Source organism: Microbulbifer mixtoriginis (SeqCode), from assembly GCF_052466865.1.
Genome location: NZ_CP174293.1, coordinates 4,745,928 through 4,771,543 on the forward strand (window position 1 = coordinate 4,745,928; position 25,616 = coordinate 4,771,543).

General features: G+C 54.9%; 23 protein-coding genes. 9 read left to right on the forward strand and 14 right to left on the reverse strand.

Translation table 11 applies throughout. The annotated features are described in order from the left end of the window. Positions 1 to 74 precede the first annotated feature (74 nt). The gene (gene argA / locus ACJJJA_RS21150; protein WP_444899645.1) at positions 75 to 1,397 is read left to right on the forward strand and encodes an amino-acid N-acetyltransferase; all 1,323 of its coding nucleotides are present in this window, start codon (positions 75 to 77) and stop codon (positions 1,395 to 1,397) included. Between the two features lie 126 nt (positions 1,398 to 1,523). Further along, on the forward strand, positions 1,524 to 3,359 hold the full coding sequence (gene ilvD, locus ACJJJA_RS21155; protein ID WP_444899644.1) for a dihydroxy-acid dehydratase: 1,836 nt from the start codon (positions 1,524 to 1,526) through the stop codon (positions 3,357 to 3,359). Between the two features lie 44 nt (positions 3,360 to 3,403). Here ilvD and ACJJJA_RS21160 read toward each other — a convergent pair whose 3' ends face one another. The 10 genes from ACJJJA_RS21160 to lgt all read right to left on the reverse strand — a co-directional run bounded on the left by ACJJJA_RS21160 (position 3,404) and on the right by lgt (position 11,976). Next, positions 3,404 to 4,054: a TonB family protein gene (locus ACJJJA_RS21160; RefSeq protein ID WP_444903304.1), complete on the reverse strand. Its 651-nt coding sequence runs from the start codon at positions 4,052 to 4,054 to the stop codon at positions 3,404 to 3,406. A 224-nt stretch (positions 4,055 to 4,278) separates the two neighbouring features. Beyond that, positions 4,279 to 5,631 carry a tetratricopeptide repeat protein gene (locus ACJJJA_RS21165; RefSeq protein WP_444903305.1) on the reverse strand — a complete coding sequence of 451 codons (1,353 nt, stop codon included), beginning with the start codon at positions 5,629 to 5,631 and terminating at the stop codon, positions 4,279 to 4,281. Between the two features lie 12 nt (positions 5,632 to 5,643). Next, positions 5,644 to 6,261: an energy transducer TonB gene (locus ACJJJA_RS21170; protein WP_252083570.1), complete on the reverse strand. Its 618-nt coding sequence runs from the start codon at positions 6,259 to 6,261 to the stop codon at positions 5,644 to 5,646. Positions 6,262 to 6,266: 5 nt separating this feature from the next. Next, positions 6,267 to 6,668: an ExbD/TolR family protein gene (locus tag ACJJJA_RS21175; RefSeq protein ID WP_444887391.1), complete on the reverse strand. Its 402-nt coding sequence runs from the start codon at positions 6,666 to 6,668 to the stop codon at positions 6,267 to 6,269. 116 nt (positions 6,669 to 6,784) lie between these two features. Next, positions 6,785 to 7,312, reverse strand: coding sequence for a MotA/TolQ/ExbB proton channel family protein (locus ACJJJA_RS21180; RefSeq protein ID WP_152455321.1), 528 nt, complete (start codon positions 7,310 to 7,312; stop codon positions 6,785 to 6,787). 14 nt (positions 7,313 to 7,326) lie between these two features. Next, the gene (locus ACJJJA_RS21185; RefSeq protein WP_444882981.1) at positions 7,327 to 8,697 is read right to left on the reverse strand and encodes a MotA/TolQ/ExbB proton channel family protein; all 1,371 of its coding nucleotides are present in this window, start codon (positions 8,695 to 8,697) and stop codon (positions 7,327 to 7,329) included. Continuing rightward, on the reverse strand, positions 8,694 to 9,476 hold the full coding sequence (locus tag ACJJJA_RS21190) for a DUF3450 domain-containing protein (RefSeq protein ID WP_252083573.1): 783 nt from the start codon (positions 9,474 to 9,476) through the stop codon (positions 8,694 to 8,696). The genes ACJJJA_RS21185 and ACJJJA_RS21190 overlap by 4 nt, the downstream gene beginning before the upstream one ends. Positions 9,477 to 9,763: 287 nt before the next feature. Beyond that, on the reverse strand, positions 9,764 to 10,273 hold the full coding sequence (locus ACJJJA_RS21195) for a dihydrofolate reductase (RefSeq protein WP_444882982.1): 510 nt from the start codon (positions 10,271 to 10,273) through the stop codon (positions 9,764 to 9,766). Positions 10,274 to 10,287: 14 nt separating this feature from the next. Further along, a complete protein-coding gene (locus ACJJJA_RS21200) occupies positions 10,288 to 11,121 on the reverse strand; it encodes a thymidylate synthase (RefSeq protein ID WP_444903306.1) in 834 nt (277 codons plus the stop codon). A 6-nt stretch (positions 11,122 to 11,127) separates the two neighbouring features. Further along, positions 11,128 to 11,976 carry a prolipoprotein diacylglyceryl transferase gene (lgt, locus tag ACJJJA_RS21205; RefSeq protein ID WP_252083576.1) on the reverse strand — a complete coding sequence of 283 codons (849 nt, stop codon included), beginning with the start codon at positions 11,974 to 11,976 and terminating at the stop codon, positions 11,128 to 11,130. Positions 11,977 to 12,071: 95 nt separating this feature from the next. Here lgt and ACJJJA_RS21210 point away from each other — a divergent pair, with 95 nt between their 5' ends. The 5 genes from ACJJJA_RS21210 (at position 12,072) to mepK (ending at position 18,775) form a co-directional block, all read left to right on the forward strand. Continuing rightward, positions 12,072 to 12,908 (forward strand): NRDE family protein, encoded by an 837-nt coding sequence (locus ACJJJA_RS21210; protein ID WP_444903307.1) that lies wholly within the window; start codon positions 12,072 to 12,074, stop codon positions 12,906 to 12,908. A 447-nt stretch (positions 12,909 to 13,355) separates the two neighbouring features. Then, positions 13,356 to 15,311: a L,D-transpeptidase family protein gene (locus ACJJJA_RS21215; protein ID WP_444887395.1), complete on the forward strand. Its 1,956-nt coding sequence runs from the start codon at positions 13,356 to 13,358 to the stop codon at positions 15,309 to 15,311. Between the two features lie 183 nt (positions 15,312 to 15,494). Continuing rightward, entirely contained in the window at positions 15,495 to 16,733 is a 1,239-nt protein-coding gene (locus ACJJJA_RS21220; protein WP_444903308.1) for a L,D-transpeptidase family protein, read from the forward strand. Between the two features lie 27 nt (positions 16,734 to 16,760). Beyond that, positions 16,761 to 17,921 carry a L,D-transpeptidase family protein gene (locus ACJJJA_RS21225; protein ID WP_444903309.1) on the forward strand — a complete coding sequence of 387 codons (1,161 nt, stop codon included), beginning with the start codon at positions 16,761 to 16,763 and terminating at the stop codon, positions 17,919 to 17,921. A 320-nt stretch (positions 17,922 to 18,241) separates the two neighbouring features. Then, positions 18,242 to 18,775: a peptidoglycan L,D-endopeptidase MepK gene (mepK, locus tag ACJJJA_RS21230; RefSeq protein WP_252083581.1), complete on the forward strand. Its 534-nt coding sequence runs from the start codon at positions 18,242 to 18,244 to the stop codon at positions 18,773 to 18,775. A 54-nt stretch (positions 18,776 to 18,829) separates the two neighbouring features. Here mepK and ACJJJA_RS21235 read toward each other — a convergent pair whose 3' ends face one another. Continuing rightward, positions 18,830 to 20,011: an imelysin family protein gene (locus tag ACJJJA_RS21235; RefSeq protein ID WP_444903310.1), complete on the reverse strand. Its 1,182-nt coding sequence runs from the start codon at positions 20,009 to 20,011 to the stop codon at positions 18,830 to 18,832. A gap of 58 nt (positions 20,012 to 20,069) precedes the next feature. Continuing rightward, entirely contained in the window at positions 20,070 to 20,735 is a 666-nt protein-coding gene (locus tag ACJJJA_RS21240) for a histidinol-phosphatase (protein ID WP_444882987.1), read from the reverse strand. 339 nt (positions 20,736 to 21,074) lie between these two features. Between ACJJJA_RS21240 and ACJJJA_RS21245 the strand changes: the two genes are divergently transcribed. Together ACJJJA_RS21245 and ptsP are read left to right on the forward strand one after the other, a co-directional pair. Continuing rightward, entirely contained in the window at positions 21,075 to 21,581 is a 507-nt protein-coding gene (locus ACJJJA_RS21245) for an RNA pyrophosphohydrolase (RefSeq protein WP_252086035.1), read from the forward strand. Between the two features lie 88 nt (positions 21,582 to 21,669). Then, the gene (gene ptsP, locus ACJJJA_RS21250; protein WP_444882988.1) at positions 21,670 to 23,934 is read left to right on the forward strand and encodes a phosphoenolpyruvate--protein phosphotransferase; all 2,265 of its coding nucleotides are present in this window, start codon (positions 21,670 to 21,672) and stop codon (positions 23,932 to 23,934) included. 66 nt (positions 23,935 to 24,000) lie between these two features. Here ptsP and gcvH read toward each other — a convergent pair whose 3' ends face one another. Both gcvH and gcvT read right to left on the reverse strand, forming a co-directional pair. Continuing rightward, positions 24,001 to 24,387 (reverse strand): glycine cleavage system protein GcvH, encoded by a 387-nt coding sequence (gene gcvH / locus ACJJJA_RS21255; RefSeq protein WP_252083585.1) that lies wholly within the window; start codon positions 24,385 to 24,387, stop codon positions 24,001 to 24,003. 67 nt (positions 24,388 to 24,454) lie between these two features. Then, on the reverse strand, positions 24,455 to 25,543 hold the full coding sequence (gene gcvT / locus ACJJJA_RS21260; protein ID WP_444903311.1) for a glycine cleavage system aminomethyltransferase GcvT: 1,089 nt from the start codon (positions 25,541 to 25,543) through the stop codon (positions 24,455 to 24,457). Positions 25,544 to 25,616 lie beyond the last annotated feature (73 nt).

Consider the following 25,616-nt stretch of genomic DNA (forward strand, 5'->3'; position numbering starts at 1 on the left):
GGCCAGCCTGGCTTCAGTTAAATTTTTATCCGCCCCTTACACAAGCAAATATATCGACAGACGGAAAGGTATTAGTGACCGACGAGAACGCCTCCCTCAATTGGTTCCGCCATGCGGCGCCCTATATCAATGACCTGCGCGGTCGCACTCTGGTAGTCGGCATTCCCGGCGACGGGCTCGAACACAGCAACTTTCGCAACCTGGTCCACGATCTTGCGCTGCTCGCCAGCCTTGGAGTCCGCCTGGTAGTGGTGCATGGCTGCCGTGCACAAGTCAACCGCGCCCTGCAAGAGCGCGGCATTGAGGGCCGTTTTCACGGCAACAAGCGTGTTACCGACCGGGAAAGCTTGGAAGTGATAAAAGCCGCAGTGGGCAGATTGCGCTTCGATATCGAAGCGGCCTTTTCCCAGGGGCTCCCCGACTCCCCCATGGCGCGCTCAGCGCTGAAGGTAATTTCTGGAAATCTGGTTACTGCACGCCCATGCGGCGTTCTGGATGGTGTCGACCTGGGCTGGACCGGCACAGTGAGGCGCATGGAAGTCAACACTATTGAACAGGCACTAGACCAGGGCGCACTGGTGCTACTATCCCCCCTGGGGACCTCTTTGACCGGCGAACTATTCAATATTAATTACCTGGACTTAGCCGCAGAGGCCGCTAGAGTCCTGCGAGCCGAGAAACTGGTGCTGTTCCGCGAGCCGGCGCAATTGATGCTTGATGGTAATCCAATCAACGAGCTCAGTATTGTTCAGGCCGAGCAAGCCGCCACCCGAATACAGAGCAAAACCCTGCAGTGTGCCATTCAGGCCTGCAATTCAGGTATAGCCCGGGTCCACCTGCTCAGTTACTGCCAGAATGGTTCTCTGATCCAGGAGCTTTTTCGCCGTGAGGGCGCCGGTACCATGATCTACCGGGATAGCTATGAAGTGGTGCGCCGGGCGCGAATCACCGATGTGGGGGGGATTCTCGGCCTGATTCGCCCACTGGAGAAGCAGGGCGTTTTGGTAAGACGCTCACGGGAAAAGCTCGAAGCCGAGATAGATCATTTCACCCTGGTGGAGGTCGATGGTACACCCGTAGCCTGTGCCGCTCTCTACCCTATTGGAGACGACAGCGACGATACTTCTGCCGCTGAGATTGCCTGCGTGGCAAGCCACCCAGATTTTCGTGGCGGTGGGCGCGGCGCTAAGCTGATGCGCCACCTCGAACGCCAAGCCCGAGCGGTCAATATCCGCGAGCTCTATGTGCTCACCACCCAAACCGAACACTGGTTTATCGAACAGGGGTTTGATCAGGTCGGGGTAAGTGATCTGCCTGCCTCACGAAAATCCCTGTACAACATCCAGCGCAATTCACGCATTCTGCGCAAACAGCTCGGCCAGGACGGTACGTCTTAACTCTCTCCTATCGCAATACCTATCCTAGTAAGTAGCGCAGTGGATCCGCACTGCGCGAAAACATCCCAGATATAGGCTTTTTTTGCTAAGCTGACGCTCTAATTTACACAGCCGGATGCTTGTACCATGCCCAGATATCGTTCCCGTACCTCCACCGCCGGACGCAATATGGCCGGTGCCCGAGCCCTGTGGCGTGCCACAGGTATGACCGATGCGGATTTCCACAAGCCGATTATCGCCATCGCCAATTCATTCACTCAGTTTGTACCCGGGCACGTACACCTCAAAGATATGGGGCAGCTGGTGGCAAGGGAGATCGAGCGAGCCGGCGGTGTCGCTAAGGAATTCAATACCATCGCCGTAGACGATGGTATCGCCATGGGCCACGATGGCATGCTCTACAGCCTACCCAGCCGTGAGATTATCGCCGACTCGGTGGAATACATGGTCAACGCCCACTGCGCTGATGCCCTGGTATGTATATCCAACTGTGACAAGATCACTCCGGGCATGCTGATGGCTGCCCTGCGCCTGAATATCCCGGTTATTTTTGTATCCGGCGGACCAATGGAGGCTGGCAAGACCAAACTGGCCGACCACAAGCTCGATCTGGTGGATGCCATGGTGATCGCCGCCACAGATACAGCCTCTGACGAAGAGGTTGCGGAGTACGAGCGCTCTGCCTGCCCCACCTGCGGTTCCTGCTCCGGCATGTTCACCGCCAACTCCATGAACTGTCTGACTGAGGCGTTGGGCCTCTCACTGCCAGGCAACGGCACCCTGTTGGCCACCCATGCTGACCGCAAAGAATTGTTCCTGCGCGCCGGACGAGAAATCGTCTCGCTGACCAAGCGTTACTACGAAGAAAATGACGAGAGCGCCCTGCCTCGCAATATCGCCAACCGCGCAGCCTTTATGAATGCCATGGCTCTCGATATCGCCATGGGCGGCTCGACCAACACGATATTGCATCTACTCGCCGCAGCCGAGGAGGGCGATATCGACTTCAACTTACAGGATATCGATCGACTCTCCCGCGAGGTGCCGCAACTGTGCAAAGTCGCACCTAACACAGAGAAGTACCATGTGGAGGACGTCCACCGAGCCGGTGGGGTAATGGCGATTCTCGGCGAATTGGAATCTGCTGGGTTAATTGATGCCTCCCTGCCCACCGCCTACGGTGGCTCATTAGCGGATGCACTAAGGCAATGGGATATTTCTCGCACCGATCAGCAATCGGTGCATGACTTCTACCGGGCTGGTCCCGCAGGTATTCCCACACAGACCGCATTTAGCCAGGCCTGTCGCTGGCCAACTCTGGATGCCGATCGTCAGCAAGGGTGCATTCGCTCAGCCGAGCACGCTTATTCTGCTGAGGGCGGGCTGGCAGTTTTATTCGGCAACCTGGCCCCTAATGGCTGTGTAGTAAAAACCTCTGGTGTGGACGAGACACTGTGGCAATTTGAGGGCCCGGCCCATGTTGTCGAGAGCCAGGAAGAGGCGGTTGCCCATATTCTCGAAGGTAAAGTACAGAAAGGCCAGGCGGTAATTGTTCGCTATGAGGGCCCTAAAGGCGGGCCCGGTATGCAGGAAATGCTGTACCCCACCAGCTACCTAAAATCCAAGGGCCTTGGGGAACACTGTGCCCTGATTACCGATGGACGTTTTTCCGGGGGCACCTCTGGCCTCTCTATCGGCCACGTTTCTCCAGAGGCTGCATCTGGAGGGAATATCGCCCTGGTACAGGATGGCGATCCAATCCGAATCGATATACCAGCGCGCAAAATTGAGATTGCCCTCAGTGAAGAGGAACTTGAGAATCGCCGCCAGGAAATGGAGAGTCTAGGCCAGCAGGGCTGGAAACCCCAAAAAGAGCGCCCCCGCAAAGTCAGCAAGGCCCTAAAAGCCTATGCATTACTCGCCACCAGCGCTGATCGCGGTGCGGTAAGGGAAATTGATTAAGCAGATATACAGAAAATAGAAAACGGCCCAAACGGGCCGTTTTTTTATTGTGCAAGTTTATAGGTGATCCGATTGCGAACACCATACCGCTCGACGGGGTGGCCATCTTCCACTTGTGGCTGATATTTAAACCGCTCTGCCGCAGCCTGTGCCGAACGATTAAATACATTGGTTGGATTGCCGGCGCTGTCATAGCCAGCAACAACACGCACATCGCGCACCGCACCGGTTTTGCTTATCGTAAACTCCACAACTACATAACCTTCTATACCTCTGCGTATAGCCGTGCTCGGATAACGCGGTGTAGCCTTATAAACAGGCACAGGCTCTCTCGATACGATAGCTGGATTATTACCAGTTTCAGTAACCGGAGGAGTAATCGTTGGGATGGTATTTATAGTCTCCACTTTTCTAATCGTCTCAGTACGCTCAAGCGGTGGCGGAATATCCTGAGGGCTTGGCGGAGCCTGATACTCTTGCTGGGTAACCACTTTCTTGTCGGTCATATCTATAGGTTGAATCGTCGGTAACGGCTTAGCCACCGGTTCCACAAAATTTGTGGAGATCAACTGACTCATTGCAAAAATCAAACCGAGAGTAATCAGGGCTGCGTAGGCCAAGCCTTTAGCATAACCAGCAAGCAGGTGGGTAGGGAAAAAATCGGGGCTGGAAAATGGCGTGCAAGCTCTATCCATAACACCTCTCCTATTGTTATTAGGGTGCGTAAAAGGCATCTGAATGCCGAAATGGAAAAAGCTGATCAGCTGACTTTAATCATTAGCCAATTCACGAAAAAATGCAAATAGTTCGTAAATACAGGTTATAGCAACATTTAATATTACAGAAAGAGGAAACAGAGGCATAAAAAAAGCCGCACATCTCTGTACGGCTTTTCTGGGATTGAAAAGTAACTAAGCGATTAAATTGCTAATTGCTTTTCCCTCTCCTGCTCACCCTTGACAAATTCCATCCACTGCTTGGCAAACTTCTCAGAGCGCTCATCTTTCGAGGCTTCTCTAAGACTTTTTATTGCCGCGTCATAGCGCTTCAGGTTGGCATTGGCCATCCCCATTACCACATGCAGGGTGTCAACACGCTTGATCTTGCCTTTTTGTAGGGCCTTTTTGCCCATAGATACGGCCTTCTCATTCTGGTCTAAGTCCAGATAGATACCGGCCAGACGCGAGTAGATATCCCCCTTATCAGACAATTGAGCTGCAGCTTCCAGCTGGGGAATCGCTTTTTGCAGCTCCTGAGCCATCTGATACGCCTGAGCAAGTGTTTCCAGGTTCTTGGCTGTACGAGGGATCTTCTTCTCTTGGATACCTTTGGCAATCACCTTGGCACCTTTATAAGGCATTTCGTGCCCCATAAAGAGATAACCCATGTTCAACAGGTCCCGATCCTTCTCCAGCGCACCTGCCAGATAAGCGGCTTCCATCATATGCAGCTGATCTTTTTCTCGCTTCAGCTCGCCATACATAGCCGCCAGTGTTTTGTAGTACACAGGCTTGGGATAGTGCTGTACCAATTTCTCCAGAACGCCGGCTACTTTTTTATAGTCATTGCGCTCAAAGTACACGTACTGCTGAAGACCGTACCAACCTTCCTTGGGCACCTTGCCTTCTTTCTCATACATGGATACCGCAATATTGATATCCGCCAGTGCTTTGCTCTTATTACCAACCTGATTATAGGCCTGGGCACGCAATGCATAAGAGTCGGCAGTTATACGGTCAGAAACCTTAAACCACTTATTCAGGTAATTAATCGCCTGCTTGTAATCCTCGGTAACAAAGTAGAGCTGCGCAAGGGTAAACAAGGTTCCCACTTCAAGTGCAACCGGCAGGTTTTTTTCGCCCTGGTTTAGCACTTTCTTAAAGTAGGGAATGGCCTCTTTGTAGCGCTCGGTACTGTAGTAAACCACACCGAAGAAATTGTACATCTGAGCTATCTCATAGCCGTTGTACCGTTTCTTACTCGCATCCATCTCTTGAAGTGCAACTAAAGCGCCCGCCCAATCTTCTGCATCAGCAGCTTCCTGGGCTTTCTCCAACTTTTTATACGCGGCTTCGCGCATAGCCGGTACTTTGCGGCTCTTCTGGTTGCTGGGCTTTTTTTGCTCCTGCGCCTGGGCAGAGGCGAAAGGTGCGGAAACACCCGCTGCTTCAAGCACGGTAACACTGAGTGCTGGTGCCAAGACCAGGGGCAATGCTACTGAGGTGCGCAGCGCGAGCTTGGACAAACTTTTGCTAATGCTTGTCAACTTCATAGTGCTTCCTCCTTAGTCCTTAGCCATATTAAAGCTGATCTTAGTCCGCACATTCGGGACTTCGGTCGGCTTGCCATCAACTACCCGCGGCTTGTATTTATACTTCAGCGCGGACTTGAGTGCGGCCCTGTTAAAAACAGAGGTGGGCTTGCCATCCAGGGTAAAGGCTTCGATCACAATAGGATCGCGCACAGAACCATTGGTGGTCACCGTATACTCTACGATTACATAGCCTTCCATACCCCGCTGAAGTGCACGGCGTGGATACTGGGGCTGAACCTTAACGATGGGCAGGTAGTCACCCTCACCAAAGCTAAAACCAGACAGCTTGACACCGCCAGACGCCTTGGGCGCAGAGATACTGATACCGCCATCGATGTCCGGCTCCTCAAACTCCGGCTCAGGCATTTCCGGCGGCGGAGTTTCAGGATCCTCCGGTTTCACCGGCTTGGTCGTGTCGTATTGTGTTTCGATCTTCTGCTCAGGCATCACCACATCGGCAACTTTGAACTGCTCCTTTTCCTCTGGAGCGCCCATATTTGCCTGAATCAGCTGATGCATGGTGAAGATGAGGCCAAAGGTTGTGGCTACTGCCAGCGTACCTGCCCCAAGAAGTCTTACCGGATTCATAGCTGTTAACTCTTTTCTGTCGCGACCGAAACTTTCTTGATACCAATCTTCCTGGCTGCTTCCGCAATCAGGGCGATCTTTTCAATACTCGCTTCCTTATCGGGCTGAATCACCAACCACCCTTTCGGGTTTTCCGAGTAGAGGCGCTCCAGGACAATTCTTACCTGGCGCTCATCAACTTTCTCTTTGGCAATCCAGATCTCATCACTATTGTTGATCGCTACCAGAATAGAGGTGGCTTTGAGTTCTGCGGTTGTCGCTTCCGGCTTAACAACATCAGCACCCGGTTCCTTAATAAAGGTCGCAGTGACGATAAAGAAGATCAGCATGATGAACACCACGTCCAGCATGGGCGTGAGGTCAATAGCGCCGGCTTCTTCTTCTGCCGTATTTTGTCTTTTGCTCATAGCAACTCTCTTAGCGAACTTTCTCGCCAGGGGCCCTCAGGGAGCGCCCCTGGCGAAAATTTCTGGCTTGGCTAAACCTTCACAGCAAATAAGCTGGCCTATTCGCTGATGTGTGCTTAGTGATCCATGGTCAGATGATCTTCCAACAACTGGGTCTCACGCTCGGCCTTACGGGCGAGGTAGGTGTTGGCGAATACTCCGGAGAGGGCCGCAACCATACCCGCCATCGTCGGGATAGTTGCCATGGATACACCACTGGCCATCTGCTTAGCGTCACCGCCACCGGTAATTGCGAGAACATCGAACACGTTGATCATGCCCCAAACCGTGCCCAGCAGCCCGAACAGGGGCGCTAGGGCAACACAGGCCTGGATCATGTCCATATTGTCCTGAATCTTCTCGGAAACCCGGGAGATCATCGCGTAGCGGATCTGGTGGGAGGCCCAGGATTTGCGCTCACTGCGCTCTTCCCACTGGTCTACCGCACCCTGAACGTCACTCTTTAACGCTTTGTTAAAGTAGAAAACACGTTCAAAAATCAGCGTCCACATAAAGAAGGTCAGGCCGGCGATCAGGAACAGTACTGGCCCGCCCGACGCCATAAAGGCGTTGACGGCGGCCCATGCGTCGATTAATGCGTGCATGTTGCCGCCTCCTCTTATTTACGCTCGGCGTTTTCCGCCACGATACCAGCGCTCTGCTCTTCAAGAATATGCAGGACGCGCTTGGCACGAGCATTAACAATGGTGTGCATCAGTACAGTGGGGATAGCCACACACAGACCGAGAACGGTGGTGATCAAGGCAGAGGAAATACCACCAGCCATTGCGCGGGGGTCACCAGCACCAAAGATGGTAATTGCCTGGAAGGTTACGATCATACCGGTAACGGTACCCAACAGACCCAGCAGCGGAGCTACCATGGCAATAATCTTCAGCAGGTTGAGGCCGGACTCGATGGCCGGGCGCTCTTTCAGGACCGCCTCTTCCATCTTCAGCTCGAGAGTTTCACCGTCGACACCTTTGTTCTCTTCCGCAACAGCCAATACACGACCCAGCGGGTTATTGGTGTTCGGGGTAGAAGAGCGCAGCTGAGCACTTACCTTGGCACTCACGCCAGTCAGTACGATCAGGCGGAAGATAGCCAACAGCATGGCGAATACACCAACGGCAGTGATGATATAGCCAACGATGTCACCCTGGTGCCAACGCTCAACAATATCGGGGCTGTTGATCATGGCTTTCAGGTAGGAGCCGCCGGTAGGACCAGTCGGGTCGATACCAAAAGCACTGAAGCCTGCGGTAGAGGCCTGTAAACCTTCCGCCATCTTCTGGAAGCTGGCATCTGGCTGGCGAATCAGCTCGGCCAGCTGGTAGGCGTCGTTCATTTCCAGGTATTTGCCGCTGGAAACCAGGTTGAAGTTACCAACACGGACAACTTCCTGCTGAACCTGCTCACCGTTGGGCTTGATCACGGTAGCGTTGAACTTAACTACTTTGCCGGATTCCACGGTTTCGCGCTGAACCTCAAACCACAGGCGCTCGATTTCCTCGATTGTCGGCAGCTTGGTAGCGCTGTTCATCTTGGCCAGCAGACCGTCGATAAATTCGGTACGGTTGGGGTACTGGGCGGAAACCAGGGAGGAACCGATATTCGCACGCAGATCTGCCGCAGTAGAAGACATATGGCCGAACAGCTCTTTCAGGGAGCCCAGGCGCTCGTCCAATTGCTGGCGTTTCTGATCTACAGCAACTTCCTGCTCCTGGTATTTCTTTTCCAGTTCAGCAGAGCGCTTTTCTTCTGCAGTGCGAGTGTCTTTAGCCTTTTTCAGCAAAGATTGCTGATTGGCCTTTTGGCGACGGAACTCAGCTTCACGCTGCTTGTGCTCTTTGGATTCAGCAACCTTGGATTGTTGAACCATTTTCAGCAGGTCATCGAGAGAAGCTGCTTTTTCCTGGGCGACAGCAGAGAAGCTGATCAGGCCAGCCGCTGCTGCAACTAGTACGCGTTTGGCGATAGAGGATTTCATTGCGCTGCCTCCGGAGCCGCGATCGGCATAGTCATGATATCGATAGTGGCCTGCTTCTTGGCGATTTTCAGACCGTTCATGAGAGCGCGGCGGTATTCGCCAGCATCGATCTCAACCCAGGCTTTCTGGCCTTTGTCATAGGCGAGGGAGATCGAGGAGTCGGTGGTCTGAGCCAGCAGGGCGATACGGCCGATCTGCAGCACGTTCACCTGGCGCTCTTGGCCATTTACGTTCAGGGTATCGCCGTAAGTGTCGATCTTACGCGCGTATTCCGCTTCGAAATTGTACAGCTCCAGTACCTGGCGGAATTTCTCCGCAACAGTAATATCGGAACGATCCATATTGTTCTTAACGCCTTCGAGGTTGGCCATACGCTCGTCCAGCTTGAACGGTGCGTCCAGTTCGATGAACTGCTCCAGGCCGTCCAGCATACGCAAAATCAGCGGCTGGATCTGACGTTCGATTACAGTAACGTTGGCAATGGACTCGTCCAGCTCATTGATCACTTCGAGCTGGTTGGCCAGCTGCTTTTCCAGCTGACGGTTGTACACTCGCAGACCATCGATTTCTTTATTGACCACCTTGAAGTCCTGCAGCAGGCTGCTGGTTTCTTCGGCAATCTTGTCGATGCGTTTTTGCGATGCCTGGGCCGCAGTGGTTTTCTGCTGGCCGACGGCGAGTACGTTATCGAGAGTATCCGCAGTGGCTACGCTGCCGTAGAGCGCGCCGGCAGACAGCGCAGTGGTCAGCGCCACAGCCATGAATCGCTTGGTTTTCATTAGACCCCCCAGTGGGTTCAATATTTCACAACATGGTCGCGATGAGATAGCTGCCACAACGCGGTGTCCTTTTGTTTTAAAAACATTGGTTAGAAGACAGCTAAGAGCCGCACATTGTAAACAGCCGATTTGATTATTCAAATGCCGATTGCCAGCATCGGCCCGCGTGGGTAGCAAAGTAACAACCGGGTAACAAGACCGGGTCGCTTGCACACATTGACGGCGCTATTCCCTGTGTTGGCTGTCGCAGAATTTAACAGATTGATCAACTTTTAATCAAATTGTTTTTATTTAAATCTGTCGTACTGAACTAATGCGTAGTTATACTCATTCTTGTCGCAAGCAGGGTAACACTCTCGTGCAACTTCGACCCATGAGTCATTAACTTCAGGAAAAAATGCATCTCCCGCCACTTCAGCATCTACTTCGGTAACATAGAGCCGCGCGGCATAGGGCATACTGAGGCGATAAATCTGTGCCCCGCCGATCACCATCAGCTCGCCGGCCCCTGCTTCCTGTGCGTGCTTATCGGCAAGTTCCAGTGCGGCTTCCAAGGTGCTTGCCACCTCAACACCGTCGGCCTGCCAATCAGGGTTGCGGGTAATCACGATATTGACACGTCCAGGTAGCGGGCGGCCAATCGACTCAAAGGTCTTACGTCCCATCACCACAGGCTTGCCCATAGTAGTGCGCTTGAAGAACTGCAAGTCGCCAGAAAGACGCCAGGGCAACTCGTTATCTCTGCCAATGGCACCGTTACGGGCCACAGCCGCGATTAAGGCAATCGGGGTATCCACAGTGTCTCTCCTATTCAAACCGCAACTGGAGCCGGAATATGTGGATACGCCTGGTAATCCTGCAGATCGAAATCCTCGAAACGGAAGGCGAACAGGTCTTTGACATCCGGATTGAGGTGCATTGTCGGTAGGGGGTGTGGTTCCCGTTGCAGCTGCAGATCAACCTGCTCCAGATGATTGGAGTAGAGGTGGGCATCGCCAAAAGTATGAATAAACTCACCTGGCTCAAGGTTACACACTTGAGCCAGCATCAACGTTAGCAAGCTGTAGGAGGCAATATTGAAAGGCACCCCAAGGAAGATATCCGCACTGCGCTGGTACAACTGGCAGGATAACTTGCCATCCGCCACATAAAACTGGAACAAGGCGTGGCAAGGGGCGAGCGCCATGCGCCCTTCACGGGCATTTTCCGCCGGGGAGACGCCCTCATCGGGCAGGCCCGCCGGATTCCAGGCACTGATTATCAGACGGCGGGAATCTGGACGGGTTTTCAACTGCTGCACCAGCTCTTCCACCTGGTCAATTTTACGACCATCAGGCGTGGGCCAAGAGCGCCACTGGTGGCCGTAAACTGGCCCCAAATCCCCATCTTCGGTAGCCCATTCATCCCAGATTCGCACCTTGTTTTCCTGCAGGTAGCGAATGTTGGTGTCTCCCTGCAAAAACCACAGCAGCTCGTGAATGATGGAGCGCAAATGACACTTCTTTGTAGTGATTAAGGGGAAACCCTCTGCCAAGTTAAAGCGCATCTGGTGGCCAAATACGCTCAGGGTGCCGGTGCCGGTACGATCCCCTTTTACTGTGCCGTTTTCGCGCACATGGCGCATTAGATCGAGGTACTGCTTCATTTCTAACTAGGCTCCGCCATTTACTTGAGAACGGTTTTCTTTGTTTCCACCCTTGCCTCGCCCTTCGGGCAGCGGCTGGGTACGATAGCTCCAAACCAATAGAGCGATACCGGCAATAATCATCGGCAGACTCAAAAGCTGGCCGCGAGTCATCCAGCCGAACAAGTCGAAGCCGATATGACCGTCCGGCTCCCTGACAAATTCCACCAGGAAACGGAAAATACCGTAGAGCAACACAAACATACCGCCAACGGCGAGGCGCGGGCGCGGCTTGCTGGAGAACCACCAGAGCACCGCGAAGAGCACTAGCCCTTCCAGGAAGGCCTGATATAACTGCGACGGATGCCTGGCCAACAGTTCCGGGTCCTTGGGAAAGACCATTCCCCAGGGCCCTTCTGTTGGGCGGCCCCAGAGCTCCTGACCAATAAAGTTACCCAGACGCCCCAGTCCCAGGCCGATAGGTACCAGTGGGGCGACAAAATCAATCAGTGCGGGAAAAGTTGAACCAATTTTTCGGGCATAAATGACGGTGGCCAACATCACGCCAACCAGGCCACCATGGAAACTCATGCCCCCTTCCCAGACTTTGAACAGAGAGAGCGGATTCTCCATCAACTGCGGCAAGTTGTAGAAGAACATGTAGCCGAGGCGCCCACCGACCACCACACCGATAGCGCAGTAGAGAATCAAGTCCTCCACTTCCGATTTAATAACTGGAGACCAGGGCCGAGTGCTACGCCGCAGTGCCAACCACCAGGCAGCAACGAAACCGAACAGGTACATCAGCCCGTACCAATGTACTTTTAAAGGGCCTATAGCAATGGCCACCGGATTGATTTCTGGATAAGTCAGCATGGGGGAATCGAGATTGTTGGCGAAGAGCGTATTATGGTCGCAAAGCGCCCCCCAGCGAAAGAGGCGCGCTAAAAGCCCACCTTCAGGAAAACACTATGTGTCTACTGTTGTTTGCCTACCGTTGCCATCCCGACTACCCGCTGCTACTTATTGCCAATAGGGATGAATTTTATGCTAGGGAGAGTGCCCCCGCCGAACCCTGGAAGAGTGGGCAAAAGGGGAAGCAAATAGTCGCTGGGCGGGATCTGCAGGCTGGCGGAACCTGGGCAGGGATCTCTGCGCGGCGGGTGGCCGCAGTGACCAATATCCGCGAGCCCGGAAGGGCAGAGCCCGAAAATGTCCTATCTCGCGGGGAAATTCCTTATAAATTCCTAACCGGCGATGATTCCCCCGAGCAGTTCGCAGGAGAACTCGAAGGACAGCACTATCGGGGCTTTAATGCGCTGCTATTCGCACTGGATAAAGCCCCCCCCCTCTACTGCGCGGGCAATAGGCATAAGCCCTTCGCTTTCTCTGCCGGAGTACACGGTATCTCCAATGGCGCACCCGATGCTCCCTGGCCTAAGGTGGAAAAGGGCAAGGCGGAGCTGGCACAAATTACACGGCAAATTGAAGGCCCCATTGGCCGGGAGAACTTTATTGAACCGGCCTTCAACCTTCTGCAGGACAGGGCCCCCGCTGCAGATGCGGAGCTGCCAGATACCGGCGTGAGTTTGTCAATGGAGCGCGCCCTGTCGCCAATATTTGTGCAGATATCCCAGAGAAAGAATCAACTGCCAGGCGGGCAAGATTTAAGCGACACTCAGCAAGGCTATGGCACTCGTGCCAGCACCCTCATAGCAGTTCACAGGGATGGCCAGACCCAGTTATGGGAACAGAGCTTTTCCCAGGGCAATCCGTATGGGCCAATTCGCCACTTTTCCATCCCCTGAATCCTTTATCCCAAGCCCCTGAAATCTGTAGGGTTTTTAGGGGTTATTGAAAAAATTGGCCGTATCTAATCGCCCAAGCCCCGAAGCCATAGCAGACAAATTTCTGTCAATAACAGAACCATATCGCGGTAAGGGCTAAGATTTGCGTGCCTTCATCACAGATTACCAAGCCTCATATCCTCAGAGGAAAGAAACGCCAAGCAAATTCCGCATTTATTGCCATACTTAGTTTCACAGGCTGGAATTGGTTGAGTTTCGCGCAAGCGTGACGCCAATTGTGGTCTTACATTAGAGGAAGTCGCGCGGGACGCATGACAAGTGCGAGTCAACGCTAGACACCTAACAGTCTCTGGATGGGCTCGCCACAGGTTCGGAAGGTATGAACGATCTGGCGTCCGGCATTATCCACAAGACAACACCGGGCCCCTGCAGTATCGCTGAGGTACCATGTCTTACTTCAACCCAGAGCAGCGCAAACGCAAATCATTACTGCCCCTGCTGGTGCTAGGCAGTCTCTGTGTCTCCATCCTCTATTACGCCTTTTCCGCTAACCAGAAAACGGTGCCAGTATTGCCGGAGAGTGCAGTACGCCCACATTTGGTGCACTGGCTGGAGGAAAACCCAGACGCATGGCCGGCCCAAGATCCCATTTTCAACCCGGCGGCAGTGCGCAGGATTTACCAGCGTACTAATTATCGTCTGCTGTGGTTTGATAATTACAACCTGAGTGACAGCGCCAATGATCTCCTCAAGCAGCTAACAGCTGCCAGCTCTGGCAATCCAAGCAGCATGGTGGATTATCGTTACCACCTGGGGTACTTCGACCGCACCTTGCGGGACACTCCCCAGCGCCTGCAAATGGCCGCAGTATTGGATATTCTGCTGACAGACGCCTTCGTCTCTTACGCACAGGATACCCAGCTCGACAGAATCACCCCCAAGAGCCGTCCGCGCCGAGGAATTACACCGGTTCTGCGGGAGCACCAAGGATTTCGCATGGTCGCCTTCGGCAATGCCCCACAGCAGGCATCCAACGAGCCCAGCGGACGCAAGTACTTTCGCGGCTATGATCGGGCGCGCATGATCGGCAGTAAACCACGCAGTCGCTATTACTCCCGCGACTACAACACTGACAACGAACGCAGCTCTTCAAGGCCTTCCGACACTCGTCGCTATCGCACGCGCTACAACACCTCCAGTGACAGTGGTTCCTCTGGAGCGACGAGAGGCGGCAGCAGGGTTTACTACAATCAGGGCCGCAATAGTCATCCCCAGGAAAGAACCAGGGCAGCTCGCTCAGAAAACAGTGAGGGGCCCTATTTCGAAGAAAACACGCCTTACGGTAGCGACGTCTATGCCCTGCGAAACGAGCTGGAACGCCTGCGCAGAATCTCCGACAGTGGCCGCTGGCGCCCGATACCTCCGGGGCCGGTGATGACGATGGGTGCTCGCCACCCCCATGTGGCCCGCCTGAGAGAATTGCTCACCCTCTACGGGGACTATCAGAGCCGCTACAGCTATGGCGGAGGAGACCCCAACCGCTTTGACCGGGGCCTGCATGAAGCGCTATTGCGCTTCCAGAAGCGCCACGGCCTTAAGCCTGACGGAATTGTGGGCCGCGGCACACGCAAGCGACTCAACTTATCCCCCTCAGCGCGAGCAAAAATTGTTGAGATGAATATCCTGCGCAGGGAAGAGCTTCCCGCCAGCCTTGGGGATCGCTTTATCCAGGTGAATATACCCGCGTACCGCCTCCAGTATGTGGAGAACAACCGGGTAAAACTGGCCATGAATGTGGTCGTGGGCAAGAAGAAACACGCTACTCCCGAGATCACCACCCGGGTCAGCAAGGTGGTATTCAACCCCACCTGGACAGTGCCACGCAGTATCCTGGTGAATGAAATTCTGCCCAAGGCACGCAAGAATCCTGCGGGCATGGAGAACATGGGTTACCGAGTCGTCAATGGCAGAGGGGAACACCTGCCGCTGACCGCTAGTAACTTGTCAGCCGCCGGAGCTGGGTCTTTCCTTATGCGCCAGATGGGTGGAGAGGAAAATATTTTGGGGCGAGTGAAATTCGAAATTCCCAACAAGCACGATATTTACCTGCACGATACTCGCGCCCGCACTCTCTTCTCTCTCACAGACCGGGATTACAGCCACGGCTGTATCCGCCTGGAAAAACCCCGCCACCTGGCTGAGGCTCTTCTGCGCCCTCAGGGGGACTGGGACCAGTGGCGCATCGACCAGCTCACTGTCGGAGAGAAGACCACCGAGGTCGACTTAGTCCGCTTGGTTAAGGTCTATATCACCTACTGGACTGCCTGGGTGGACGGAAAGGGCCGGCTGAATTTTCGCCCCGATATCTATCGCAAGGATGGTTTGAGCGACAATCAATTTTGAGCAAGTATGGGGCGGCCTTCGGGGCCGTCCCTTAGCCTCCAATAATAACCCCCCATAGTCTTTTTCCTTGGCGCATAGCCCCGATCCATTCCTCAAAATTATTTAGGGCTCAAGAGTCACAAGTTACCAATGTGAGCAGGGTGATCAGTCTCTCTGATCCGATTTCGCTTACTGGGGTGACTTATGGGTGCTGGCTATCTCTCCTCCTTGCAGAGCAAATCAATCCACAGTGGCACCATGGCTTTTATATTGGCCCTTGTGCTGGGGTTTGATAGCTCCCCATCCTCGGCGAGCGCAGGGGCAGACCTTGATTTGCCTGTGCCAGGGAGAGATCCCTTTTCCCCCTATGGCAGGCAGTACACTCTTCTCAGTGAGGAGCTGGCTCGCTACCAGACACTGGCCGAGGGGGATCATTGGCAACCGCTGGATGGCGGACAGCCAATCACTCCGGGAAGCCGGGGACCGAGAGTAGCTCAGTTGCGCAGCTTATTAATGCTTTACGGCGATTTCCGCCCCAGGGATTTTCCCAGCAAAGGTTCCAAAGAAACACTTACAGGTGACGTCTACGACAAGCCCCTCCAAGAGGCTGTGCGCCGATTCCAGCGCCGCCACGGCCTGAAAGGGGATGCCCTGGTGGATGAGCGCACCCGCAGTCGCCTCAACACTAACCCGGATAAGCTGGTTCGGATTCTGGCAGCCAATATTAAACGCTGGGAAAACCTCCCAAAGGATTTAGGGCCCCGTTATATCGTCGTTAATGTTCCCGAGTTCAACTTGCGCTTGATCGACGACGAGCGCGAGCAATTCCGTATGAAAGTGGTGGTGGGCAAGCCCAAGCACAAGACCCCACAGTTGACCACGCGCATGACACGCCTGGAATTCAATCCAGTTTGGCGAGTCCCCCCCAATATCGCCTTACGGGAGCTTCTGCCAAAGGGCAGCTCGGCGCTGAGTGCCAAGGGCTACCGCTTAATCAATCATCGCGGCCGGGCAGTACCTTTCACCCGTGGAAATGTCGCCGCAGTGCGCCGGGGCCAGGTAACCCTGCAGCAAAAAGGAGGACCGGGAAATGCGCTGGGGCGGGTCAAATTTGTGATACCCAACCGTCACGCCATTTACCTGCACGATACCAACAGCAAGCACCTGTTCAAGAAATCTCAGCGCGCTTTCAGCCACGGCTGCATACGCCTGGAAAAACCCCTGAAATTTGCTCGCATGATGCTCGCCCAACAAAACCGCTGGAACAACGCCCGCATTGAACGAGCGCTGATGAGCGGTCGTACCCATGGCGTAGCGCTGAAAAACCCTTTACCGGTATACATCGCCTACTGGACTGCCTGGGTGGATGAAAACGGCCAACTGCAGTTCCGCCCGGATATCTATCAACGGGACAAAGCCGGAAAAGGAACCAATCGTGGCTGAGTATCATCAATCTGGTGGGAGTTCACTATGGCTTGGTATCCCCGCCATCTAGGGTTAGCTGCCCTCCTGACAGTGGCCATTGCCTCGGCCGCCTCAATAAGCGGCGGCCAGTCTTCCAAGGGTGCTGCAGCTCTGGATATTGCCCTTATGGGAGACCAGCTTCGCAGCGAAGCCCTGCATTACAGAAACCTAGCCAAACATTGGCGCCCTATCCCCCAGGGTGGCCCCCTGCAAGCCGGAGATAAGAATGAGCGGGTGCTGCAATTGCGAAAACTGCTCGAACTATACGGCGATTATCGTGGACAACCCGGCCCGATATCTTCTCCACAGAAGGACCCTATGCGCTTCGACAGCGCATTGCAGTCGGCACTTGAGCGCTTCCAGCGCCGCCACGGCTTGGTGCCAAGTGGTGTTGCCGAGGGAGAAACCCTCACGGCCCTGTCGGTTTCCCCCATCGAGAGAGCTGAACAGATGGTTAGAAATGCACAGCGTTGGGACAAGCTCCCCTCTCAGAAAGAAGGGCGCTATGTGCTGGTAAATGTGCCCAACTACCGCCTGCAATTGGTGGAAGATGGACGTATCAAGCTGGATATGAAAACCGTGGTGGGCAAGAACAGCAGCCGCACACCCAATTTACACACCCGCATTACCAGTGTGGTATTCAACCCCACCTGGACAGTGCCGCGCAGTATCCTCATCACAGAGTTACTCCCCAAAGCACGGCACAACCCTGCAGCCATGCACCGCCGCGGTTATCGGGTCATCCAGTATCGCGGTGGCAAAACTTCCCCGATCACCGATGAAAGCTTGGAGAGGGCCGCAGGTGGCCACGCCACCATGCGCCAGGTCAGCGGGCCAGATAACACCCTAGGTAAAGTGAAGTTCGTTATTCCCAATAAGCAGGCCATATTCCTACACGACACCCAGGCGCAAAGCCTGTTCACGGAGCACCATAGAGCTTTTAGTCACGGCTGTGTGCGCCTGCATCAACCCGAGGAATTGGCCTATAACCTGCTAGAAACCCAGGGGTGGGACAGGACCCGCATCGCCGAGGCCGCAACCGGGGACGAACCTCTAAAAGTAGCCATCAAACCCGCCCCTAAACTCTTTATCGTTTATATGACAGCTTGGATAGACGCCGAAGGGCGCCCTCAATTCCGCCGGGATATTTATCACAGGGATAAATAGGTCAATGCCCCAGGCGCCCCCCAAAAAAGTGCCCCTGCTTTAGGAAAAAAACTGAATAGTCGCAAAAAAAATGATTTTTTAAGCATGCCCACTGAATGACAACGCTGTCTCCTGTTTCTAATGCTAATTCCCCCGCCAGCAGCTACGAGAACGCAATGGGAGTAGCATCCGTAAAAAAATTTACCAACGAAAGCCTTCAAATATTTCCTAATTAGCAGGTCACAATTTGTAACAAATGGTTATTTTTTGTACATTTTCCGCCGTACCCGGATGCGCTCAATCAAGGGCACACCGAAGAGATTTAACGACGAGGCGGAATTATGAAGAATCCATCCAGACGTCGATTCCTGGCAGTGACCTGCGCAACTGCGGCGGCGGTCAGCGCCGGACCGACTTTCGCGAAAGTAGGTAGCTCCCGCACCCTGAAGATGCGCAACCTGCACACAGGGGAGAAGCTGGAGGCCGCCTACTGGAGCAACGGAAACTACAGCAACGGTGGTTTGAAACAGTTCAATAAGCTGCTGCGGGACCACCGAGCTAACGAAGTGACCCGCATGGACCCGAAACTATTTGATATCGTGTATAAGCTGAAGGAAAAGTTCAATTACACCGGTACCATCGAGATTATCTCCGGGTACCGTTCGCCCAAGACCAATGCGAAGTTACGCGCTGCGGGTCGGGGCGTGGCCAAGCGCAGCTACCATACCCGCGGTATGGCCTTGGATATCCGCATGCCCGGTGTACCCCTGTCAAAACTGAGGCAGGCGGCGCTGAACCTAAAGGCAGGTGGTGTCGGCTATTACCCGAAGAGTAACTTCGTGCACGTGGACACAGGCCCTGTACGTCGCTGGTAAGCTTATAGACATCTTACAAAAAACCCCGGCTATTGCCGGGGTTTTTTATTTCCTTTAGCCCTCAACGGCCGGTAAAGACACCGGCATCACATCCTTCTCCGATACTGGCACCTCTGTGGTACCAGTCATCAAACCTGCCATCCGCTCCAGCAACTTGCGCGCTTTGGCCAGCTGCCCAAGCTCTGCCAACTCGAATGGATCCTCCATCTTTAACAATAGGGCCTCAAAATCTGAAAAGGCCTCCTCCAAAGCATTGACCTGATGGCGGTCAAGAAGCACCTCAGCCAGACCACCACCTCCGGAGGGGATCCAGTTAGACTGCAAGGTCGCCATAATTGCCAATAGCGCCTGCTTCGAGTCTGCCGCGCGGCCACTTTCCACATCACTCTCCGAGCCCTCGGGGAGACGGCGTAAAAGCTGCTCATCAATCACCTGGGTATGTGCCGCGCGAATCTGCTGCAATCGCGCTACCGGTCCTAGGGCTAGGTACTCACGGGATAGGTTATTGGCCGAAGTGGGCCAGCGACGTGCCAGCCCGGCCATATCTTCTTCAATCCCCTTGGCAATCAGACTGGTTAGTTCACGGCGACGATTGGCCGCCAGAGCCTCCGGCCTCTCCCCTTCGCTAACAGCCACAAAGTCCTCCGCCATGCGCTCACTTGTGGGGCCCCAGAGCATCACTTCAAGTGCGTGAAAGCCGGTGCTCGCCTCTTCGTGTGCAGTGAGGCGATGTTGTTTGCGCAGGTTTGTCAAAGTCAGTTCGATAGCGGTGTCGTTGACGATGCCGCTATCAGAATAACCCGGCACGGTATCAAGATAACCTGGCTGGGCGGGCCAGCTATCGAGTGCCAATAAGAGCTTGCGACCTTGACTGCGCAGGTCCGAGGGCGAAAAAGCCAGTTGGATATAGGGCAAAGTTGCTGCGAACTCGCGGTGCGCATCCAGCCAGGCGAGCCTGGCCTCCTCCAATTGCTCCTCATCGGGCTGGGCAAGCAAGGCATCGACAGCTCTCCGCAACGTTTCCACGGAGGCATGAGCGTGCAATACCTGAGCCTGTCCCGCCTGCCAGATTGCCAGCGAGAGATCCGAGGCCACCTTTTCATCAACCTGTTGGGCCTCTGGGGCACGCTTCTGTTCCTTTAAAGGCTGAGAGGTTCGCTGTTCGCAGCCAACTACGATAACCAGTACTCCCAGCAATAGGGTTGTGGCCAGAGACCGAAGGCAATATCCGTTCACTCACTTCCTCTTTTCATCTTTTCCAAGGTCGCACTTTTCTCTTGGCCAAAATCGCCATTTAGCCCTGATCGCGCAAGCTAATAATTGGCCATCCACGCACTTGCGCCTCTGCTCGCAGTTGGGCATCTGGGTCAACCGCCACCGGATGCTCCACTTCCGTGAGCAGAGGCAAATCGTTGATGGAATCGCTGTAGAACCATTTCTCCCTACCCGCGTATTCAGGGTTTTGCGCCAGCCATTGGCGCAGGCGCAACACCTTGCCAGCCTGATAACAGGGCTCTCCCACGACACGGCCGGTGAAGTGACCCTCGTGCTCTTCAGGCTCAGTCGCCAACAGGGTATCCACCCCCAGGCGGGCGGCAATCGGCTCCACCACAAAGCGGTTAGTGGCGGTAATAATCATGATGTGGTGTCCTTTGCGACGATGTTCACCGATTAGCTCTTGCGCTGCCGGTAGCCACAACTCACTGATCACCTCCTGCATAAATTCACTTTGCAGATTCTCCAGTTGACCCCGAGAAATTTGTGACAGCGGCTCCAAGGCAAACTCCAGGTAGGCAAAGATATCCAACTCACCCCGCTGGTAGTCCTGATAGAAGCGATCGTTGCTCAAACGATAGCGTTCGCTATCCACATGCTCGCGCTCCACCAGAAACTCACCCCAGGCGTGATCGCTGTCTCCGCCGATCAGCGTGTTGTCGAGATCAAAAATTGCCAAGTGCATCGCCAACTCCCCCGTAAACTATAGATTCGCAAAGGCTATTTCACCGCCAGGGTAAAGCAACCACCACTAGAGTGGCGGTCGATTTTACCGCGCACTCGCCCCTATCACACGGACTGCGTCACTGAATTGCTGTAAACCCACCTCTGTGGAACAATGCGGGACAAGTAAGTGCAGCGCACGGCCGCACACAAAAGTATTGAGGACGGTATTTTGGGCGACGGCAAACCGGCACCTGCCGGGCGAAGAAACCGCCGTAAGCCTGCCAAGCAGTCAAATCGCAGCGACAACCCCAGTAGCAACAATCGCAACCGGGGACAGGGTGGCGACAACAGCAGCAATATAGACTCAGAGGGCTTTCGCCCCAATGTCGGTATCATTGTGCTGAATGCCCGCGGTCAGGCACTGTGGGCTCGGCGGGTAGGTGGCAAGGACGCCTGGCAATTTCCCCAGGGCGGTATAAATCCGGGCGAAACTCCCGAACAGGCACTATATAGGGAGCTATACGAAGAAGTAGGGCTTACACGCGATCAGGTCAGTCTTATCACCTGCACCCGCGGCTGGCTGCGCTATCGCCTGCCGCAGCGCCTGATCCGCCGGCGCTCTGAACCCCTGTGCATTGGCCAGAAACAAAAGTGGTTCTTACTGAAGTTAGAAGCCGAAGAGTCTTGCATCAGCTTCGACAACGGCTATAAGCCCGAATTTGACCACTGGCGCTGGGTGAGCTACTGGCACCCACTCAGTAAAGTGGTGACCTTCAAGCGCGAGGTTTATCGGCGCGCGCTGGCCGAACTGGCCCCACAACAAATTCAGCTGGAAAGGCGCTGGTTGCGCGAGCGGGGCGAGTAATTCCGCAGCATCAGCTGCACTCCAGCACCACCAAGCCCAGGCTCTCCTGGGCCTAATTCATTCTCCGTTGACTGGCGAGGAAAGGCCATTGCTCGGATCTTTGCGCAGTATCGTTCAGGAAGTTAACTCCGCCAGGGACCTGCCGGCGGTGCTTGAAATCATTGTGCGGCGAGTGCGCGAAGTGATGCACACCCGTGTCTGCTCTGTTTACCTTCGCGACAAAGAAACCGGCAACTATGTCCTGATGGCCACCGATGGCCTGCTACCAAGTGCCGTGGGCCAGGTGCAATTAGCACCCGATGAGGGCCTGGTTGGTAATGTGGTCACCCGCGAAGAGCCCATCAATCTAGAAAAGGCCGAGGCACATCCCGCCTACCAATATTTTCCCTCGACCGGTGAGGAGCGATTTAGCGCTTTCCTGGGCACACCGATAATCCACCACCGCGCAGTGCTCGGTGTCCTAGTTGTCCAGCAGGAAGAGCAGCGACGCTTCGATGAAGGTGAAGAAGCTTTTCTCGTCACCCTCTCTGCCCAGCTTGCCGGGGTGATTGCCCACGCCGAAGCCACTGGCATGTTGGCTACCATCCGCCGGCAGCGCCAGGAAACCCACTTCTCCGGTATTCCCGCCTCGCCAGGTGTGGCCATAGGTCGTGCCCATATCGTCACCCCCAGGGCCAACTTGGCTACCGTGCCCTACTCCCTGTGCCTGGACATCGAAGAGGAATTGATTTTGTTCCGGCAAGCGCTCACCTCCGCCAGAGAGGAGATTCGCGAAGTGGGTGAGCGCCTCAAAGACGAACTCAACCGCGAAGAACGCGCACTTTTCGATGCCTATATCAGTATGCTCGACGACGACTCACTCGCCGTAGAGGTTTGCGATCGTATCCAACAGCAGCTGAGCGCCCCCAGGGCCTGGGCCGAAGTCATGCTCGAACACGTACGCCGTTTTGAGGCCATGTCCGACTCCTATTTCCGCGACCGCGCCGCCGACGTGCGAGACCTGGGAGCCCGTGTTCTCACCCATTTACACCAGCAACAGCAGAGCGAGCGCGATTATCCAGACAACACCATTCTGGTTGGGGAAGAGCTCACTGCCGCGGTGCTGGCCGAAGTGCCGCGGGAGAAGCTGATCGGTGCTGTTTCCGTAAAAGGCTCCTCCAACAGCCACATGGCCATCATTGCCCGCGCTATGGGGCTGCCGGCGATTATGGGCGTGCAAGACCTGCCCTACGAAACTATCGACGATGTGGATATGGTGGTGGATGGCTACCGCGGCGACCTGCACATTCATCCTGGCGTAGAGCTCAAACGCCGTTACGACGAGATCGTCGCCGAAGAGCAACAGCTCGCCCACAGTCTGGATCACCTGGCAGAACTACCTGCTGAAACTGCCGATGGACACCGGGTTCACTTGCTGGTCAACACCGGCCTGATGGCTGATGTCACTCGCTCCCTAGAACGCGGGGCCGAGGGTGTCGGCCTGTTCCGCACCGAGGTCCCCTTCCTTCTGCGCGACCGCTTTCCCTCCGAGGAGGAACAGCGGGAAATCTACCGGGAACAACTCGAAGCCTTTGCCCCCATGCCGGTAACCATGCGCACCCTCGATGTAGGCGGCGACAAAGCACTGGCCTACTTTCCCATTGAAGAAACCAACCCATTCCTGGGGTGGCGCGGCATTCGCGTAACCCTCGACCACCCGGAAATTTTCCTGGCGCAAGTGCGCGCCATGATGAAGGCCAGCCAAGGGCTCAACAACCTGCGTATCATGCTGCCCATGATCAGTGGGCTCAATGAACTCGAAGCCGCACGCAAACTGATCGAACGAGCCTACCGGGAACTTCTGGAAGAAGATTATGAAATTGAGATGCCGCCGCTCGGGGTCATGGTGGAGGTGCCCTCGGCGATCTATCAGATTCGCGAATTAGCCGAGCGCGCTGATTTCATCTCAGTGGGCAGCAATGATCTGACTCAGTACTTACTGGCTGTGGATCGCAATAACAGTCGCGTTGCCAATATCTACCACGCCCTACACCCCGCAGTGTTGCGTGCTCTGCAAGAGATTGTCAGCACCGCGCACGCTGAGGGCACCAGAGTCGGCATCTGCGGAGAATTAGCAGGAGAACCCGGGGGCGCCCTGTTGTTGGTGGCCATGGGCTACGACATGCTGTCGATGAACGCCACCAATCTACCGCGAGTAAAGGCAACTCTGCGCGCGGTACGCCAAGCAGATACCAAGTTACTACTGCAACAAGTGATCCAAATGGATTGTGCTGAGGAAATCGAGCACACCGTCGGCGCATTCCTACATAAAATAGGTCTGAAAGGCATCCTTCACCCGGCAAGTACCGAATAAACACCATCTATAAACAAAAAACCGCTGCCAATAGCAGCGGTTTTTGCACTCAGTGAGCGTGAGGAATTAGTCCTCAGACTCCGAGCGATAGGTATCGGCATCCAGCATATTGTCCAGCTCTTTCACATCGCTGGGCTTGATACGGAAAAACCAACCGTCATCGTAAGGAGAGGAGTTCACGGTCTCCGGGGACTCTTCCAGAGTTTCATTCACCTCTACGACCTCACCGGATACCGGGGAGTAGATATCGCTAGCGGCCTTAACAGACTCAACTACACCGGCCTCGTCGCCGGCAGCCAGAGTGCTGCCCACTTCGGGGGTTTCAACATATACCACATCACCCAGAGCGTCCTGGGCATGGTCACTGATGCCGATAGTAACTGTGCCATCCTCTTCCAATCGCGCCCACTCGTGGCTGGAGAGGTATTTTAATTCATTGCGGATTTCGCTCATGCTGTGATCCCTTGATTAAGCATCTGTATATATTGTCTGAATGGCGCTGACACCTGTGGTGCGGCGCTTAAATAACCGATTTGCCGTTGCGCACAAAGCAGGGCTTAACCACCTTGACCGGCTGCAGTTTCTTGCGGATTTCCACTTCGGCGGTATCGCCGACGCTGGCCGGTACCCGCGCCAGGGCGATGGAGTAACCCAGGGTAGGCGAGAAGGTTCCGCTGGTGATGATACCGCGCTCTTCGCTACCGTCCACCATCACATACTGGCCCCCACGCAGAACACCGCGTTCCTCGAGAACCAGCCCGACCAGCTTGTGTTCGATGCCCTTAGCCTTTTCTTCTTCCAGCATTGCGCGGCCGATAAAATTGCGGCTCTCCGGCGCCCAGGCGACGGTCCAGGACATATTGGCGATCAGTGGAGAGGTTTCCTCATCCATTTCATGGCCATACAGGTTCATACCCGCCTCAAGGCGCAGAGTATCCCGCGCACCCAAGCCACAGGGGGCAACGCCAGCCTCGGCCAAAGCGCGCCAGAAACCACTGGCATCTTCGCCGGGCAGCATGATTTCCAGGCCATCTTCACCGGTATAGCCGGTACGCGCCACAAACCACTCGCCGCGGGCCACGCTCTGGAACACTTTCAGCGCATCAATCGCCGCAGTCCAGTCGATGCCCAAAACTTCTTTAGTCTTGCTAAGAGCGTTAGGGCCCTGGATAGCGATCATCGCCAGCTGAGGCCTCTCAGTGAGAGTGACCTCAAAAGATTCCGCCTGCTTGTTCATCCAAGCCAGGTCTTTTTCGCGGGTTGCGCAGTTTACCACCACGCGATAACCGGGGTCGCGCAGGTAGACGATCAGATCGTCAATCACGCCGCCCTTCTCATTCAGCATGCCGGTGTAAAGTGCCTTGCCGGGATTGCCATCGAGCTTGGCCACATCGTTGGCCAGCAGGTAGCGCAAGTAGTCGCGGGCGTCAGCGCCATCGACATCGACCACGGTCATGTGGGAGACATCAAACATTCCCGCATCGGTGCGCACCTTGTTGTGCTCATCCAGCTGCGAACCGTAGTGCAGCGGCATATCCCATCCACCGAAATCCACTATTTTGCCGCCCATAGCGACATGTGTGTCATACAGAGGCGTTCTGTTTCCCATTTTAAAATCTCAGTCCGTCAGGTTCCGAAGCGGCGTATTCTAGCGGCTTGGGCACAGACCTTGCCAGCAGGCA

Bases quoted from the DNA above. Each gene is read 5' to 3' on its own strand.
- ilvD (WP_444899644.1), top strand. From the start codon at position 1,524: ATGCCCAGATATCGTTCCCGTACCTCCACCGCCGGACGCAATATGGCC.
- ACJJJA_RS21160 (WP_444903304.1), bottom strand. From the start codon at position 4,054: ATGGATAGAGCTTGCACGCCATTTTCCAGCCCCGATTTTTTCCCTACC.
- ACJJJA_RS21165 (WP_444903305.1), bottom strand. From the start codon at position 5,631: ATGAAGTTGACAAGCATTAGCAAAAGTTTGTCCAAGCTCGCGCTGCGC.
- ACJJJA_RS21170 (WP_252083570.1), bottom strand. From the start codon at position 6,261: ATGAATCCGGTAAGACTTCTTGGGGCAGGTACGCTGGCAGTAGCCACA.
- ACJJJA_RS21175 (WP_444887391.1), bottom strand. From the start codon at position 6,668: ATGAGCAAAAGACAAAATACGGCAGAAGAAGAAGCCGGCGCTATTGAC.
- ACJJJA_RS21180 (WP_152455321.1), bottom strand. From the start codon at position 7,312: ATGCACGCATTAATCGACGCATGGGCCGCCGTCAACGCCTTTATGGCG.
- ACJJJA_RS21185 (WP_444882981.1), bottom strand. From the start codon at position 8,697: ATGAAATCCTCTATCGCCAAACGCGTACTAGTTGCAGCAGCGGCTGGC.
- ACJJJA_RS21190 (WP_252083573.1), bottom strand. From the start codon at position 9,476: ATGAAAACCAAGCGATTCATGGCTGTGGCGCTGACCACTGCGCTGTCT.
- ACJJJA_RS21200 (WP_444903306.1), bottom strand. From the start codon at position 11,121: ATGAAGCAGTACCTCGATCTAATGCGCCATGTGCGCGAAAACGGCACA.
- lgt (WP_252083576.1), bottom strand. From the start codon at position 11,976: ATGCTGACTTATCCAGAAATCAATCCGGTGGCCATTGCTATAGGCCCT.
- ACJJJA_RS21210 (WP_444903307.1), top strand. From the start codon at position 12,072: ATGTGTCTACTGTTGTTTGCCTACCGTTGCCATCCCGACTACCCGCTG.
- ACJJJA_RS21215 (WP_444887395.1), top strand. From the start codon at position 13,356: ATGTCTTACTTCAACCCAGAGCAGCGCAAACGCAAATCATTACTGCCC.
- ACJJJA_RS21220 (WP_444903308.1), top strand. From the start codon at position 15,495: ATGGGTGCTGGCTATCTCTCCTCCTTGCAGAGCAAATCAATCCACAGT.
- ACJJJA_RS21225 (WP_444903309.1), top strand. From the start codon at position 16,761: ATGGCTTGGTATCCCCGCCATCTAGGGTTAGCTGCCCTCCTGACAGTG.
- mepK (WP_252083581.1), top strand. From the start codon at position 18,242: ATGAAGAATCCATCCAGACGTCGATTCCTGGCAGTGACCTGCGCAACT.
- ACJJJA_RS21240 (WP_444882987.1), bottom strand. From the start codon at position 20,735: ATGCACTTGGCAATTTTTGATCTCGACAACACGCTGATCGGCGGAGAC.
- gcvH (WP_252083585.1), bottom strand. From the start codon at position 24,387: ATGAGCGAAATCCGCAATGAATTAAAATACCTCTCCAGCCACGAGTGG.
- gcvT (WP_444903311.1), bottom strand. From the start codon at position 25,543: ATGGGAAACAGAACGCCTCTGTATGACACACATGTCGCTATGGGCGGC.